The 14,562-nt window shown below is 67.3% G+C and carries 16 protein-coding genes; 12 read left to right on the top strand and 4 right to left on the bottom strand.

What is annotated here, in order from left to right:
- Positions 1 to 100 precede the first annotated feature (100 nt).
- Positions 101 to 1,339: an amidohydrolase family protein gene (locus tag ACFYVL_RS28255; protein WP_389249648.1), complete on the top strand. Its 1,239-nt coding sequence runs from the start codon at positions 101 to 103 to the stop codon at positions 1,337 to 1,339.
- 20 nt (positions 1,340 to 1,359) lie between these two features.
- Here ACFYVL_RS28255 and ACFYVL_RS28250 read toward each other — a convergent pair whose 3' ends face one another.
- Positions 1,360 to 2,256 carry an FkbM family methyltransferase gene (locus tag ACFYVL_RS28250; protein ID WP_389249792.1) on the bottom strand — a complete coding sequence of 299 codons (897 nt, stop codon included), beginning with the start codon at positions 2,254 to 2,256 and terminating at the stop codon, positions 1,360 to 1,362.
- Positions 2,257 to 2,578: 322 nt separating this feature from the next.
- Between ACFYVL_RS28250 and ACFYVL_RS28245 the strand changes: the two genes are divergently transcribed.
- The 7 genes from ACFYVL_RS28245 to ACFYVL_RS28215 are packed head-to-tail and all read left to right on the top strand — an operon-like array spanning position 2,579 to position 6,985.
- Complete coding sequence (locus tag ACFYVL_RS28245) at positions 2,579 to 3,040, top strand: WXG100 family type VII secretion target (RefSeq protein ID WP_389249646.1); 462 nt, start codon at positions 2,579 to 2,581, stop codon at positions 3,038 to 3,040.
- Between the two features lie 28 nt (positions 3,041 to 3,068).
- Positions 3,069 to 3,374: a WXG100 family type VII secretion target gene (locus ACFYVL_RS28240; protein WP_389249644.1), complete on the top strand. Its 306-nt coding sequence runs from the start codon at positions 3,069 to 3,071 to the stop codon at positions 3,372 to 3,374.
- The gene (locus ACFYVL_RS28235) at positions 3,374 to 5,071 is read left to right on the top strand and encodes an RNase A-like domain-containing protein (RefSeq protein ID WP_389249642.1); all 1,698 of its coding nucleotides are present in this window, start codon (positions 3,374 to 3,376) and stop codon (positions 5,069 to 5,071) included. Before ACFYVL_RS28240 ends, ACFYVL_RS28235 begins: the two co-directional genes overlap by 1 nt.
- A 12-nt stretch (positions 5,072 to 5,083) precedes the next feature.
- On the top strand, positions 5,084 to 5,665 hold the full coding sequence (locus ACFYVL_RS28230; RefSeq protein WP_389249640.1) for a hypothetical protein: 582 nt from the start codon (positions 5,084 to 5,086) through the stop codon (positions 5,663 to 5,665).
- Positions 5,666 to 5,692: 27 nt separating this feature from the next.
- The gene (locus ACFYVL_RS28225; RefSeq protein ID WP_389249638.1) at positions 5,693 to 5,992 is read left to right on the top strand and encodes an RNase A-like domain-containing protein; all 300 of its coding nucleotides are present in this window, start codon (positions 5,693 to 5,695) and stop codon (positions 5,990 to 5,992) included.
- 12 nt (positions 5,993 to 6,004) lie between these two features.
- Complete coding sequence (locus ACFYVL_RS28220; protein ID WP_389249635.1) at positions 6,005 to 6,685, top strand: contact-dependent growth inhibition system immunity protein; 681 nt, start codon at positions 6,005 to 6,007, stop codon at positions 6,683 to 6,685.
- Positions 6,686 to 6,697: 12 nt separating this feature from the next.
- Complete coding sequence (locus tag ACFYVL_RS28215) at positions 6,698 to 6,985, top strand: hypothetical protein (protein WP_389249632.1); 288 nt, start codon at positions 6,698 to 6,700, stop codon at positions 6,983 to 6,985.
- Here the strand turns inward: ACFYVL_RS28215 and ACFYVL_RS28210 are convergent.
- Positions 6,972 to 7,733, bottom strand: a complete 762-nt coding sequence (locus tag ACFYVL_RS28210) for a glycosyltransferase family 2 protein (RefSeq protein ID WP_389249630.1) — start codon at positions 7,731 to 7,733, stop codon at positions 6,972 to 6,974. The genes ACFYVL_RS28215 and ACFYVL_RS28210 overlap by 14 nt on opposite strands.
- A gap of 3 nt (positions 7,734 to 7,736) precedes the next feature.
- Positions 7,737 to 8,525, bottom strand: a complete 789-nt coding sequence (locus ACFYVL_RS28205) for a GntR family transcriptional regulator (protein ID WP_389249790.1) — start codon at positions 8,523 to 8,525, stop codon at positions 7,737 to 7,739.
- Positions 8,526 to 8,673: 148 nt separating this feature from the next.
- Here ACFYVL_RS28205 and ACFYVL_RS28200 point away from each other — a divergent pair, with 148 nt between their 5' ends.
- The 4 genes from ACFYVL_RS28200 to ACFYVL_RS28185 are packed head-to-tail and all read left to right on the top strand — an operon-like array spanning position 8,674 to position 9,693.
- Positions 8,674 to 8,907 (top strand): hypothetical protein, encoded by a 234-nt coding sequence (locus ACFYVL_RS28200; protein WP_389249628.1) that lies wholly within the window; start codon positions 8,674 to 8,676, stop codon positions 8,905 to 8,907.
- A gap of 11 nt (positions 8,908 to 8,918) precedes the next feature.
- On the top strand, positions 8,919 to 9,173 hold the full coding sequence (locus tag ACFYVL_RS28195; RefSeq protein WP_389249626.1) for a hypothetical protein: 255 nt from the start codon (positions 8,919 to 8,921) through the stop codon (positions 9,171 to 9,173).
- 38 nt (positions 9,174 to 9,211) lie between these two features.
- Positions 9,212 to 9,400 (top strand): hypothetical protein, encoded by a 189-nt coding sequence (locus ACFYVL_RS28190; RefSeq protein ID WP_389249624.1) that lies wholly within the window; start codon positions 9,212 to 9,214, stop codon positions 9,398 to 9,400.
- 47 nt (positions 9,401 to 9,447) lie between these two features.
- Positions 9,448 to 9,693, top strand: coding sequence for a hypothetical protein (locus ACFYVL_RS28185; RefSeq protein ID WP_389249622.1), 246 nt, complete (start codon positions 9,448 to 9,450; stop codon positions 9,691 to 9,693).
- Positions 9,694 to 10,135: 442 nt separating this feature from the next.
- Here ACFYVL_RS28185 and ACFYVL_RS28180 read toward each other — a convergent pair whose 3' ends face one another.
- Positions 10,136 to 14,140: a hypothetical protein gene (locus ACFYVL_RS28180; protein WP_389249620.1), complete on the bottom strand. Its 4,005-nt coding sequence runs from the start codon at positions 14,138 to 14,140 to the stop codon at positions 10,136 to 10,138.
- Positions 14,141 to 14,562 lie beyond the last annotated feature (422 nt).

Here is a 14,562-nt window from a genome sequence, read left to right as displayed (position 1 = left end):
ACCTGCTTCTCCTTGTCGCCCGGGGTGTGAGCCCCTAACCTCAAACTGATGGGTCGTCAGATTCGAGTCGGTTGAGCCGACGAGCAGCTGGGGGTACAGCGTGGTGGGAAACGAGATCGGCACAAGGGAGATCCCCAAGGTCATCAGCGTGGACGACCACGTGATCGAGCCCGCGCACCTCTTCGACACATGGCTGCCGAAGAAGTACCGGGACAAGGGCCCCAAGCCCTTCACCGCCGGCATCGGCGAGCTGGAGTACATCGGCGGGAAGTACCGCTTCAACACCGATCCCGAGGGTCAGATCACCGACTGGTGGGAGTACGAGGGGCTGTTCTTCCCGTACAAGCGCATCATCGCGGCCGTCGGCTTCTCCCGCGACGAGATGACTCTCGACGGCATCACACGGGAGCAGATGCGGCGTGGCTGCTGGGATCCGAAGGCACGCCTGGCGGACATGGACCTGAATCACGTCGAGGCCTCGCTCTGCTTCCCGACCTTCCCGCGGTTCTGCGGACAGACCTTCGCCGAGGCCAAGGACAAGGAGGTCGGGCTCGCCTGCGTCCGGGCGTACAACGACTGGATGGTCGAGGAGTGGTGCGGCGACAGTGGCGGCCGGCTGATCCCGCTGTGCCTGATCCCGCTGTGGGACATCGACCTCGCCGTTGCCGAGATCAAGCGAAACGCCGCCCGTGGCGTCCGTGCGGTGACCTTCAGCGAGATCCCGACGCACCTCGGGCTGCCGTCGATCCACTCCGGCTACTGGGACCCGTTCTTCGCCGCGTGCGAGGAGACCGGGACGGTCGTGAACATGCACATCGGCTCGTCGTCGCAGATGCCCGCGGCCTCGCCGGACGCCCCGCCGGCGGTCCAGGCCTCGCTGTCCTTCAACAACGCGATGGCGTCGATGATGGACTTCCTCTTCTCCGGCGTCCTGGTGAAGTTCCCGCGACTCAAACTGGCGTACAGCGAGGGGCAGATGGGGTGGATCCCGTACGCCCTGGAGCGCGCCGACGACGTGTGGGAGGAGCATCGGGCGTGGGGCGGGGTGAAGGACCTGATCCCGGAGCCCCCGTCCTCGTACTACTACCGGCAGATCTTCTGCTGCTTCTTCCGCGACAAGCACGGCATCGAAGCGATCGAGACCGTTGGCGTGAACAACGCGACCTTCGAGACCGACTATCCGCACGTGGACTCGACATGGCCGCACACGAAGCAGGTGGCCGAGGAGCACGTCGGACATCTACCGGAAGACGTTGCGTACAAGCTGCTGCGGGGTAACGCCATCCGCATGCTGGACCTGGCGTTCGACCAAGAGCGCACCGCCACGACCGCGGTCTGAAGAGGAAGAGGCCGGGTCCCCTAGGCCAGCGACTCGGCGTCGACGCGGGAGAACACCAACTCGCTCTCGCCCACGATCGGCCCACGCCATCGCACCGGTGGTGTCGGCCGACGTAGGGCGAGCGGATAGCTTTCGGGCTTGTAGTCGCTGGGCAATCGGTACGTGTGGAACCCGTGCTCACGCATGGTTTCCAGCAACTCCTCAACAGAGTCACCCAGCTTGGCCATCCGCTCAGGAGTGACCTCGACGGCGATCTCGACGTCGTGGCGCAGTTCTCCGATGGCCGGGGCGAGCCCTCGGACGACGCCGCCTTCCGCGCCTTCGACGTCGATCTTGATGACGCGGGCCCGGGAAAGCTCCTCCATCTCCAGGAGTGCGGGGAGCGGACGTGCCTCCATGTCGAAGGACGACTCCGCGGGCCCGTCGTACGGGACGATGCTGTTGGCGCCCATGTTGTTCGAGCTGGCGAGCACGAACGTCAAGATCTTCGGGCTGTCGGTGACGGCGCCGTTGATGGCGCGGACGTTCTCACAGCCGTTGAGTTCAAGGTGCTGCAGCAGTCTGCGGTGGAACACGGGGGAGGCCTCGATGGCGACCACTCGGCCGGTGCTGCCGACCAGTCGCGAGCCGAGAACGGAGAAGTAGCCCACGTTGGCACCGACGTCGATCAGTACGTCGCCCTCCTTGAGACGACCCTGCAGCCATCGGGTCATGTGGGGCTCCCACACCCCGAAGAGGCTGATGAACCGCTGGATCAAGTCGCGGGTGTCGACGGCGAACCGGGCCCCGAAGCGAGCATCGACCACCCGTTGTCGAGGGTGGTCCCGCAGTTGGGGATTGAGGTACTTGGCAGCCAACTGCCCTTTGAGCAACGTGCCGGGTGCGTTGCGAACGTATCCACGACCAAGAGTGGTCATGAGTTCCGATACCGACGGAGGAACAGCGGGAAGCATGCTCGTGACCGTACGGGCCTGTCCTGACGGCGGCAAGACTCCTCCGTCCCGCTCGACAGCGCCTGATCACGTGTACATCGACGGCTGACGGCCGACCATCGGTAATCCAGGAAGCATCAGGCTATGGGAAGTCTTGAACCATTTGTGCGCCGGTGGGGCACTGGGGTGTGTTCGTTGGGGCGCAGGTGTCAGGCCTGCGCGTGGCAGGGGCACTGTCGTGGGGCGACCAGGCCTCAAGTTCTGAAGCGCGCGATATTCGCGTTTGCTACGGTCGGACGGTTGGCTCATGGTCGGCACACTCATGGGAAGGTATGCCGTGAACCCACCGCCCAACGGGCCAGGTTCGGCCGGTGCTGCTGCAGATCTCGCGGTCAATGGCGACAAGCTGAGGAAGCTTGCTGAGGACCTCGACGCGATGCAGGAAGCACTTACGAACCAGCTTCTCCGCATGGACAAGATTGTGGACGACATCGAAGCTCGCTGGCGCGGACCCGCGTCAGAGGAGTACCGCACCAAGCATCGGGCCGCCGCCAAGCATGCCGTCCGCATTCGGAGAACCATGAACCTCCTGGCGAAAGCTGTCCGCCTGAGCAAGGACGGATTCTCGGCAGATGAGCTTGACGTCTTGGAGGAGTTCAGGCGCATTCAGTCCGGCATCGACATCCAGGCAGAGACGGATGTGCTGTCCACTCCCAACACCGCACCCGCGCCGAAGGCGGTCCCGCACAGCCGCATCGGCGACTTGTAATCAGGGCAGGGCCACCATAGGGGGAACCATGTCGTTGGACGGCGACCACATATCAGTCGACTTCGCGGCGTTGCAGGGTATGGCCGAGGATCTCGAAGGGATACTCAAGACGCTCAACGAACAGCTTGCCCTGCTCTACCGGCGCGCGGAGAAGACCGTCCTCACCTGGGACGGTGAGGCCCGCCAAACCTTTGTCGACGAGCTCGACAAATGGGACCGATCGGCCCAGGATCTACAGGCTACTCAAGCCTGGCTGCACGACATCGTGGTGAACGGCAGCCTCACCTATGCTTCCGCGCACCGGGCCGTGCTGCGCGGCTGGGGAGCCGCTTGATGAGTACGCCCCCTTCCCCTGCCGTGAACGGCGGCTTCGATGTCCAGCCGATGCACGTCTACCATGCGGCCGAACTGGTGAGCCTTGCGCAGGCCGCCCACGCGGAGCGGGCATTCGTACTCGTCGATGTGCTGAACAAGTACGACCAGTCCGCCGGGGCCGGCCGGGGTGCGGATGCGTTCGCTGACGCCTATATGGAGGTCACTGAGAAGTTCCTGGAGGCGTGGGGTCGCAGCGTGGTCAGTGCTGGCGGAGCCTCTGTCGGCCTGAACTCCACCGCCACCCACTACGCAGTGGCCGAATGGGAAGCGGCAGGCCGCAAGGGGGAACAGCCCCGCCATCCGGTACCCCTGGTCATCAACAAGCCTCCGCGCTATGGCCCTGTGAATCCCATCAAATGGACGGGGACCGGCGAGGACGTCGATTCCTGGTGGATCACCGGGGCTCTGGGCGAGATCCCCGACTTCGCTGCTGATGTCATCCGGCCAGCCATCGAGCATGGACTCCGTCTCGGCAAGGTCCACGAGATCACCCCGGGCATCGAGGAGGGGGACGTCCGGGACATGGCCAAGGCATGGAGGAAGCTCGGTTCCGAGGCTGTCAAGGCCTCGGACGAGTTCAATGCCGCCATCGCAGGAATCACAGATCCGAAGGACAAGGGTGAGTGGCAGGCTGCCATGCGGACCTTCGGCCAGACGATCTGGGGAACCACGGCGTGGGGCCGTCAGCTTGACGCGGACGGCAATCGGAGCCAGACGGGTCGTCAGTGGCGGACCAGCAAGGACCTTCCGCCGTCCAAACGGCGTCCTGCTCTCGACGTCCTGAAGAAGACGGCGGACGAGATCGCGGTCGTTCTGGAGCACCTTGCTGATGTCGGCGAGAAGACCACGAAGTTCACGAAGCAGGCTGCCATCAACGCAGCGAGGGCTACGGCTGCGGACCTCAGTGATGTCAGTCTGACGAACTTGACCAAACTGGTGGTCGGGGGGCTCGTCGGCCGGATCGTCCTCACGTTCCGTTCTCATATGGACAAGCAAGGGTGCGACGCGGTCGTCGAGCGCTACCACAATGAGTTCACCGAGGCAGCGGGCAGGATGAAGGCGCTGCTCCCGGAACTTGAGATCGCGATCAAGAGTGCTCCGACCTACCAGGCCGAGATCGCCCGCGCTCGGAGCTTCGGAGGACGTTCACTCAACGAATTCAAGAAGGAACACCGATGGCAGATCGGTGGTGAAAGCCCCTTCCCTTACATGTATTCGCTGGACTTGGCGACGAACGAGGGGCTCCAGGGTGCCCACACCATCGACAAGCATGTCGGCAAGACGGATGAGCAGCTCTTGCAGCGAATCCAGGACCAGCAGCGCGCCAACGGAAAATTCGACATCCTCTCCTCCTCGTCCTTCACGGACCTCAACTCGGCCCAGAAATATACCCAGTACAACATTCGAGAGAACACCGGTGAGATTCAGGACTGGCTCAAGAATCCACCGCCTGCGGAGAATCTGAGCATCGAGGTCTCCTCCGTCCAGAACCTCGGCCCGTTCAGTGTTCCCGAGGTAACCGGTCGGACAGTCGGGGTGGACGGCGCTACCGGCCGCGTAGAGCCCGCCCGGGATACTCATGGCGTGACCAGTCGCCTCAAGTACGACCCGAGCCTGAATCCGCCGTTCGTCGTCTACACCTCGGCACCGGAATAGGGGGGGCGAGCCATGCAAGGTCCGCTCGACGCGCAGGCATGGTCGGAGGCGCTCAAGCTGTACGAGTGGGTCTCTACGTTCGTCGGAGTTGCTCCGCGCGAGCACGACGAGTGGTGGTCCGACGTGGGGGCGATCATGCGTCTTGAGACCCACGACCCACGCGGCTGGGAGTCCATTGATCCCTACGAGGGAGAGGACGAGCGTGGGGACGATCCGTTGTTCCCCTGGCTTGAGACGCCCTCCACGCCTGCGGATGCGGAACGTTACCGGGGGCGAGTGAAGGAGGTCCCCCGGCCGTCGGTCAGGTCGCTGGTCGTCCTGCTCGGAGTCGGAGCTAGCGGCATGGACGTTTCAAGGTCGCCGGGCTGGGAGGAACACAGAACTGAGAGGGAGCGCCGGGCCGATGCCATCCTTTCGCGCTTCTCCGACAGCACCCGCTTCTATACCAACCTCGGCTGGAGAGGCGATCAACCCAATTTCTACAAACAGCCCTTCCGGAGTCACTCCTCCTTCAGCCACTACGACTGGGACGCCGGGCTGATCGCCGTCAACAGCGAAGAAGTGGCCGTGTTCTGGAACTTCCAGTCCCTCTGATTCCACCCGCCGAAACGGGAAGACCCAGTGCTCACCAGATCTGCCACATACCCCGACCGTGCAACCGCCCAGTGGGCCACCCAGCAGGTCGTCACTCAGAACGAGCAGGCCATCCACCGCTGGCTCGCCCGGGACACCTGCCCTCGCCTGACGCTCGAAGCCGCCTGGCCGTCTCGCGAGGATCCGGTCGGCCGCGTCCTGATCCAGGCCATGATGCTTGCCGGACGCGGCGCCGTGGATGTGAGAGCGGCGCGGGTGGTGCTGCGGAGGGACCTCGCCAGCCCGCTCGGCTTCATCGTGCACAGCACCTTTCCGATCTACCTGTAGAGGCCCAGGCACATGAAGCCCCTGGAATTCGACCGCCGCTACGGCGAGCTCGACCAAGTGATCGCCGCATACGTCGGCCTCTCCGCCGACGACACCCCCGACCGGCCGAGCAAAGCCCTCACTGCGTATCTGCGCCACACCTGGCACACCCGCCCCTGGGCCCTGTCAGTTGCCGAGCAACAGCTCCGTACTTATGCCCAGAACCCTCCCGGACGACTTAGGCAGCGCCTTGGCGAGTTCTACCCTGTTCCGGACATAGGCCTCCCCGAGGGGGAGATCCAGCAGTGGCTCCTGCTGGTCGCCGACCATGTCAAGCAGAGCATCGAGGAAGGCCGCGTCCCGCCTCCGGTGCGGTTGCCCGTCACTCCTTGGGAGTGGCGCGCACGCTTCCCCGAACTCCACCAGTTTCTTGGTGGCTGGTTCTCTCAGGACATGCCCGACGAGTTCGACGACCACGATGCAGCCGTGCGCGACTACGCCGCCTCGGCCGCCCCGACTGTCGTGGCGCGTGTCGTCGGAGAGGTACGCGAACTGCTGGTCCTCGGCTTGGAAGAGGTCGACTACGCGGTCGCCGTTGCCGAGTTGGGTATGGAGGTCGACCCACCAGCTCCCTACGCGCCGAGCGGCTGGCTTGCTGTCATGGCCGAGCGGCTGGCCGGTCCTCGCGCCGAGTACGTCCAGGAGGGCGAGTAATGGCAGTGGAGCATGCGTTACAGCAGCAAGTGGCCCGGCTCTCTGCCACCCGAAGCACATCGATCAGCGCCTCCCGAGCAGGCACCAGTTCGTACCTGGCCAGCGAAACGCTCAGTTCGTTCGGCGCTGGAGTGCGAGTACGTCGTCGACGTCGTCCAGGGCCCGGTGCGCCACGTCGAGCTGCGCGGCTTCCACCTCGTCGGCGATCCGGGACAGGACCGCCTCGTAGAGACGGCGGGCATCGTGGTGCCCGCCGTCCTCTGCGAGATCGTCTACGAAGCGCCGGTCACTCGGAGCTGAGCGGGTAACGCCACTGGAAGAAGTCCAGCGCACGCGCGCGGGCTTCGACTACGGCCATGCGTGCGTCGCGCTCGGCGGGGTCGACGTGATCGGCCTGGCCGGTCGCCTGCCCCTCCCACTTGCGGTAGTGGAGCCCCACCTCGGCGGAGAACCAGCCGCGGGCCACGGAGTTGAGGGCGAGCAGCAGGCCCGTGTCCTCGGAGGCCGGAAGTGCCATCCACCCGCCCAGTGCGACCAGGAGGTCGCGGCGGACGAAGAGGGTCGCCGGGTGGACCGAGGCGCGGAAGCCGTTGGCCTTCCAGAAGTCGAGGACTTCGCCCCGCTCGATGGGGCCGGGCTCCGGGTCGCCCGGGAAGCCTGCGGTCGAACCGTCGGGGAGCAGATCGAGCACGCGCGATGTCGCCCAGCCGATGCTCGGGTCCGCTTCGAGCGCCGCCAGGTCGCGGGCCAGTGCTCCGGGCGGAAGCTGGTCGTCGGCGTCCAGGACCTTGACGTAGTCGCCGTCGGCGTGCGCGAGCGCGATGGTGCGTGCGACGCCCGGTCCGCCCCGCCGGCCCTGCCGGAAGGTCACCCGCTTGTCATCGGGGACGTGTGGTGCGACCTCGTCGCCCCTGCCGTCCTCCTGGATGAGCCAGTGCCATTCCCAGCCCTCGGGCAACTCCTGATCACAGAGCGACTCGAACGCGTCCGGCAGGAAATGTGCCGAGGGCGCGTGTACGGCCGTGACGATGATGATGCGCCGGGTCACGGCTCACCACCTTTCCAGGGGAGTCGTGAACAGCATTTCCGTGCGGTCGCCGGGAAGGGTGATATCGGACATCTCCACCACCCGGTTGCTCGTGTCGTACGAGGTCTTGCGCAGGATCAGGACCGCTGTGCCGTGCGGAAGCCCAAGCTCTTCGGCCTCTTCCGGGGTCGGCGGTCGTGCGGTCACGTGCTCCTCGATGCGGTCCAGCTCGATGCCCACAGTGTGGAGCTGGCTCTGTGTGCCGCCCGGCCACGGCTCCTTGGTCTCGTCCAGGAGGTCGGGGTTCGCGGCGACCATCTCGCGGACGAGGTACGAGGTGACCAGGTTGAAGGGCGCGTCCTCGGCGGCGTACCGCGTCCGGTAGGTCCGCTCGACGAGCGGCGTTCCCTCGGTGACGCCGAGGGCCTTCGCGATCTCCTCGGAGGCCTCGATCTCACGGTATGAAGCCTGAAAGATCAGGTCGTTGACCGTGAGGCCGGTGTCGTGCTCGGTGGCTCCGGTCTTCGCCCGGTTCTCTTCCGGGTCGCGTACGCGGTCCTTCTCCCACTGGTGGCGAGCGTTCGTCCGGGACACCTTCGTGCGGGGCCGGCGGACGAAGGTGCCTCGGCCGTGCTGCTTCTCGACGAGCCCTTCGTCGCGCAGCAACCGCAGCGCGTCACGGATCGTCGGCACGCTCTTCCGGTACTTCTCGGCGAGCTTCGTCTCTGACAGGAGCCGGTCTCCTGGCTGGAGTTGACCTGCGCGGATGGCCTCGCGGAGTTCGTCCGCGATCCGCTCGTACGCCACTGCCATGGAAGTGCTCACCGTCCTGTCGTTCGACGCTGATCAGCATACGACTCCTAAAGAGGTCTTGACGAGTGAGGCGAGTTTCGTCATAGTCGGGGCAACTCATAAAGAGGAGTTGAAGACATGACCTCTTGAGGAGTGATGTGTCTGTGTGATGGCGTCCGGAGGAAATCGGCCGGAGACGTACGGCGGGCGGACGGCCGAGCAACTGGCCGCCGCGCTCAGGCCTCACGGCATCCGCACCACGCAGGTGTGGGGCATCGCCGAGGGCGGCCAGGACGCCAAGCCGCGCGGCATCAAGCGCCCCCCGCGCGGCATCAAGCGCGCCGAAATCCTCAGATCCAGCTCCTGCCGGCCCCTTCCCGCACATCTCCGAATCCTGCCCTGAGAGGGGTTTCGATGCCCGACGTGCTCGCGTACCTCCCCGGAATCGTCGTCGTCACGTTCTGCTACTCCGCTCGCTGTTACGCGAGCCCGTTCGGCACCTGCCGGAAGTGCGGGGGCTGGGGGGCCAAGGTCCGGGCGACCCGCTGCACCGGTCGCCTGAGGCGCGGGCGCGAGTGCCGCCGCTGCGAGGGCTACGGCCGCCGACTCCGCATGGGCCGCCGCGCCTGCAACCTCGTCTCCCGCCTTCACCGCGAAGGCACCCGCTGACCATCCACCCACAGACAGCTCCGCCCGGGAGGCCCGCCTTGTCCTTCACGATCTCCGCCCTGCTCCTGACCGGCCTCATCGTCTGCATGCTCGTCCGCTACAAGGCCGTGGGAGTGGGCGCCGCCATCGTCGTTCTGCTCTTCGGCTTCTACCTGGCCCGGTCCCCGCTCGCGCCGTCCCTCGACAAGGTCGTGACGACCGTCTCCGACGCCGTCCCGGACATCTAGCCGAGTCGCCGTTCCGCGCCGCCCATCCACCGAGAGGAGCACCACCCATGTGCGAGAAGACCGCAACCCCGCCGCCCCGCATCTCCTTGATGGCTTCCGCTGAACTCCGCGACGCGCTCACCGCCGTTGAGGAGGGGAAGGGCGCCACGGCCGTCGCTGCGTTGATGTCCATCGACGCCGACTCCTGGCAGGCGATCGAGAACCGCCTCGTCCCGCTTCTGGGTGGCGACCTTCGGTCCCTGCTCCTGGCCGCGGCGGAGCGGAGCAACACGGAGCCCCCGGCCATCGTCTGACGGCTCCCCGTGCGAACCCGGCTCCTCCCCTCGCGGGACGGGGCGGGCCTTGCCGCCGGCCGCGCCGCCGAGACTGCCGCCGTCGACGGATGACCGCTGCCCGCGAGCGCGTCATTCGGCTGGAACGTGCCCGAGCCGCGGTCGACGAGCACGCCTTCTACGAAGACCTGGGGCCGACGGCCCAGCCGCGCAAGTCCAAGGCCGCACCCACGCGGACGAGCCACGTGCGCCAGGTGCCTTGGAGAGGTGAGGGGTTCGCAGCGTCGGACGGGCGGCGGGACCACGAAAACGCCCGGTCGCTGACGACGGGGGATGCATCAGCGACCGGGCTGTACTCAACGTAACAAGACTGACTGCCCAGGGGTAGTCAACTGCCTGGTCTTGATGAGCGGTTGTGATCGGCATCACGCGACGTGATGCGCAGGTGAGAGGCAGAAAGTTGCTATTCGTCGCAGGGCGGGGCGTACGAGATACGGGGGAGGTAGTCCTGCCACTTCTCCCGCGTCAGAACACTCCGCGTAGTCGAGCAGATGCGGTGGATCGCCTCGGTGGTGTCCAAGTTCCAGAGCCGGACCGTGTCGGTGCCGCTCGAAACGCCGAGCATGCGGCCTTGGGGGCTGAACGACAGGAAGCTGCCCGTCTTGGCGTTGGGGCTCATCGACTGGCCGATGGGGGAGGCGCTGGACGGGTGAGTGACGTCCCAGAGCCGGACCGTGTTGTCGTTGCCTCCACTCGCCAGCGTGCGGCCGTCCCGGCTGAAGGTCAGGGACACTATGGCGTCCGTGTGACCTGAGAGGGAGGACTCCGGGCGGTCGGCCCTGAGAGGGTCGGTGACGTTCCAGACCTGGACCGTGCCGTCGTCACTGCCGCTGGCCAGGGCGCGGCTGTCCGGACTGAAGGCCAGCGTGTTGACGGGGCCCAGGTGCCCCGCCAGAGGCTTGCCCAACTGGGCCGGTCCGCGAGGGTCGGTCACGTTCCAGAGCCGGATGGTGCCGTCGGCGCTGCCACTGGCGAGGGTTCCGCTGTCCGCGCTGAAGACGAGGGAGTTGACGTAGCCCTTGTGCCCGGTGAGCGGTGGGGAGAGCGGAACGAGGTGAGCAGGGTCGTCGACGTTCCACAACTGGATGGTGCGGTCGGTAAGGGCGGTCGCCAGGGTACGTCCGTCCGGGCTGAAGGCCAGGGCCTGGGGGCCCGCGAAACGGGTCCGCAGCGCGACGGGCGGACCATAGGGCACGGGGTGGGCCGGATCGGCCACGTTCCACAGCTGGACCGCACGGCGTCCCGTCAGCACGGCCACTGTGTTGCCGTCGGGGGAGAACACCAGGGAACGCACGTCTCCCTCCCCGGGTTTGAAGGGCGGACTGACCGACAAGGGCCGGTCGGGGCGTTCTACGTTCCACAGCCGAATTCGCTCGTCGCGCGCGGCGGTGGCGAGCACCTTCCCGTCAGGGCGAAACGCTCCAATGCGGCCGAGCATGTCCGCCGTTGGTATCGACCACAGACGGACCTTGTTGTCACCGCTGCCCGTGGCGAGGGTTCGTCCGTCGGGGCTGAAGCCGAGGGCGTACATCTCCCCGCTGCTGCCGGCGAGGGGCTCGCCGACCTGAGAGGGATGCGCGGGGTCGCTGACGTTCCACAGACTCGCCGTGCTGTCCGCGCTGGCGGCCGCGAGCATGTACCCGCCGGGGTTGAAGGCCACCGACCAGACGGGGCCGGTGTGGTGGGTCAGCGGCGTACCGAGCGGTTCCGCGTGACGCGGGTCGGCCACCTTCCAGAGCCGGACGGTCTCGTCCGAGCCTCCGCTGGCAAGCGTCCTGCCGTCGGGGGCGAAGGCCACGGAATGCACCGTGCCGGTGTGTCCCGTCAACATCTTGTCCAGCGGCTTCGGCCGGCGCGCGTCGGCCGTGTTCCACAGCCTGATCGTGCCGTCGTCACCGCCGGCCGCGAGCGTCCGCCCGTCGCGGCTGAAGGCCACGGAGCGTACGGCCGCGGTGTGCCCGGGAAACGCACCGAGCGCCTCCGGCCGGCCCGGGTCCGCCACGTTCCACAGACGGACGTTGTGGTCGTCATTGGCAGCGGCCAGCGTGCGCCCGTCCGGGCTGAAGGCGACCAGATAGATGGAGCCGCCGCCGCTGATCAGGGGAGCACCCAGCAGGCGCGGACGCCGGGGATCGCGAACGTTCCACAGTCTGATCGTGCCGTCGTCCGACGCGCTGGCGAGGGTGGAGCCGTCCGGACTGAAGACCGCGCTGCTCACCCAGCTCCGGTGACCGCTCAGGGGTTCGCCCAGGCTCTTGGGGCGTGACGGATCTGCCACGTCCCACAGCCGAACGGTGCGGTCGTAACTCGCAGTGGCCAGAAGCCGCCCGTTCGGGCTGAACGACGTGAGGTAGACGGCACCGGTGTGGCCAAGAAGTGGCGTAGCCAGCGGTGCGTTCACGATGGAGATCAACCGGTTCTTCGCCGCGGCGTCGTCCGGCCGCAGGCGGTGTGCGACCAGGCTGAGCTGGGCGGACAGCGACGGATCCGTGTACTGGGCGCGGTCGGCCTCGGCGACCACCTGCTCGAAGACGGCGTCGTTGCGCTGGTTCCATGCGGCCACCGCCGCAGACGCAGCCACAATCGCCAGGGCCACCAGAGCCGCCACCGCGCCACGGGCGATCAGGACCGTGCGCCTGTTCAGCCTGGCCGAAGCAGCCAGGAAGTCGACCGCGCCCCGTGTCAGGAAGGTGTCGTCCGTAGCTCGCGCCCAGGTCCTGGCCTGCTCCAGCCGGGAACCCCGGTAGAGCAGGGCCGTGTCGCGGGCCGACTCCTCCCATGCCTTGCCGTCCTCCTCAAGGCGCTGGCGTAGCAGGTGGTCGTCCCTGTCCTCGTCGATCCACTCGCGCAGGCGCGGCCAGGCATGGAGCAGCGCCTCATGCGTGATCTCCACGGTTTCCGCGTCGAGTGTCACCAGGCGAGCGTGTACCAGCGCTTCGAGTGATTGCTCTGTCTTGGCGGGATCCGTGGACTCCTCCGCGAGCTGGCGCCGAGTCCCCCGTCTCCGGGTGGCCTGGGTGTCCTCTCCCAGCCGGACCAGCCTGAGGAGAAGCAGTCTCGCGGCCGCGCGCGCCTCGGGGTCGAGGCCGGACCAGGCGCGCTCGGCGGTTGCCGCGACCGCTCCCTGAATGCCTCCGGCCGCGCGGTAACCGGCCAGCGTCAGCCGTCCCGCCTTACGTCGCTGCCAGGTGGCCAGCAGGGCGTGGGAGAGGAGCGGCAGAACTCCCGCGTCGTGCGCTCCGTGGGGACCTTTCGTGCTCACCTCCCGGACGATCAGCTCCGTGAGGCCCGATTCGAGTTCCAGCCCCACTGCCTTCGCCGGTCCGGTCATCGCGTCGCGCAGCTCGGAGTGCGTCAGCGGCCCGAGCACCATGTGCCGGTGCTGCAGCGCGTCGGCCAGTTCGTGGTGCCGGAGGCACTGCTCGTAGAAGTCGGCTCGCAGACCGAGGACTACGAGCGCCGGGGCGGGGCCGCCGGAGTCGGTGGGCGAGCACGCGGCATGGAGGAGCTGGATGAAGGTGCGCCTGTCCGCTTCGTCGGAGCAGAGGGTGAACACTTCCTCGAACTGGTCCACGATGATGACCGGACGGGTGGCGGCGGCGTTGGCCTGCTGCCGCGCCCATGCGGTGACGGACCCTCGCACCGCGTCCGCGAACTTCGTCGTCCCGGGTTCCCCGGCGAGGGCGACGGCATCCGCGAGTTCCGGAATGCGGCGGGTCAGCTCCGCGAGAGGATCCGCTCCCGGTACGAGTTGCAGTACGAGACCTGGCCGGCCGCTCTCCTCGGCCAGGGCGCCGTTCTCCAGGGTGGGCACCAGACCGGCGTTCAGAAGCGAGGACTTCCCCGCCCCCGAGGCGCCCACCAGCATGACCAGGCCGCCCGTCTGCTCCGTCGTACGGAGTTGGGCAAGGAGGTCCTCGGTGCTCCGCTCGCGGCCGAAGAACCACTGAGCGTCCTGCTGACGATACGAAGCCAGCCCTCGGTACGGGCACACGCCGGGGTCGGCCGGCGCTTCGGCCCGAGGCCGTTCCTCGTCGCCCGCGGACGTCGCGGTGGCGCGTCCAGCAGCCGGGTCGGCCACCGCACGGCTCCAGAGGAGCCGCCACTGGGCCATCTCGTACAGCCCCGCGGACACCGGCGCGGGACGCTGCCGCCGCGCTTCGGGGATCAGGACGTTCAGGACAGCCGCGAGGGCGGCGAACTGGGCGGGCACATTCTTGGCCCGTCGCCAGTCGCTGATCCGCTGTGCGGACACCCGCACGGGCCGGCCTCGTTCATCGACCCGCTGAAGCCGAACGACCGCCTCGGCCACGCGCTGAAGGGGAGGATTGCCGGCTTCCTTGTAGAGCAGCGCGAGACGCTCAGCGAAGGCTGTGCGTGCCTCTGAGCCAGGACTCAAGGCCTCCACCTCTTACTTCTGTCGCACCCGGATATCCGGACCGGAAAACTCGCTGTATAGGTCTGACCTGCGATTATGTCGTCCGGACGACAGTGGGGACTCCTCGGGCCGAGCTGCGACTGGCAGGATCTGATTCCGGTACTGATCCGGCCGCGCAGCGTCAGAGTAGGCCACCAGTGCGGCGCCCAGAGGGGGGAGCCCCTGTGAGGCTGCACTCCCTCGACGTCGCGCGACTGCGGCTCAGACCCTTCCTCGACCCGCGCTGACGTCGATGCGGCGCGTATCGAAACCGTCGCGTTGGTCGGCACCGGTCCCCACAGGGGAGGGACCGGTGCCGACCAACGCGACGCGGGGATGCGGGTCCGGGTGTGTCTGGTGGTCGCGGCGCCCCGGGGGGCCGGTGCTGCCCGCACCGCCACTCCCGCGGCGCT

This window comes from Streptomyces sp. NPDC004111 (assembly GCF_042874215.1).
Lineage (GTDB): Bacteria > Actinomycetota > Actinomycetes > Streptomycetales > Streptomycetaceae > Streptomyces.
The sequence above is the reverse complement of the archived record's forward strand: the minus strand, read 5'-3'. Positions and strand labels throughout refer to the sequence as shown.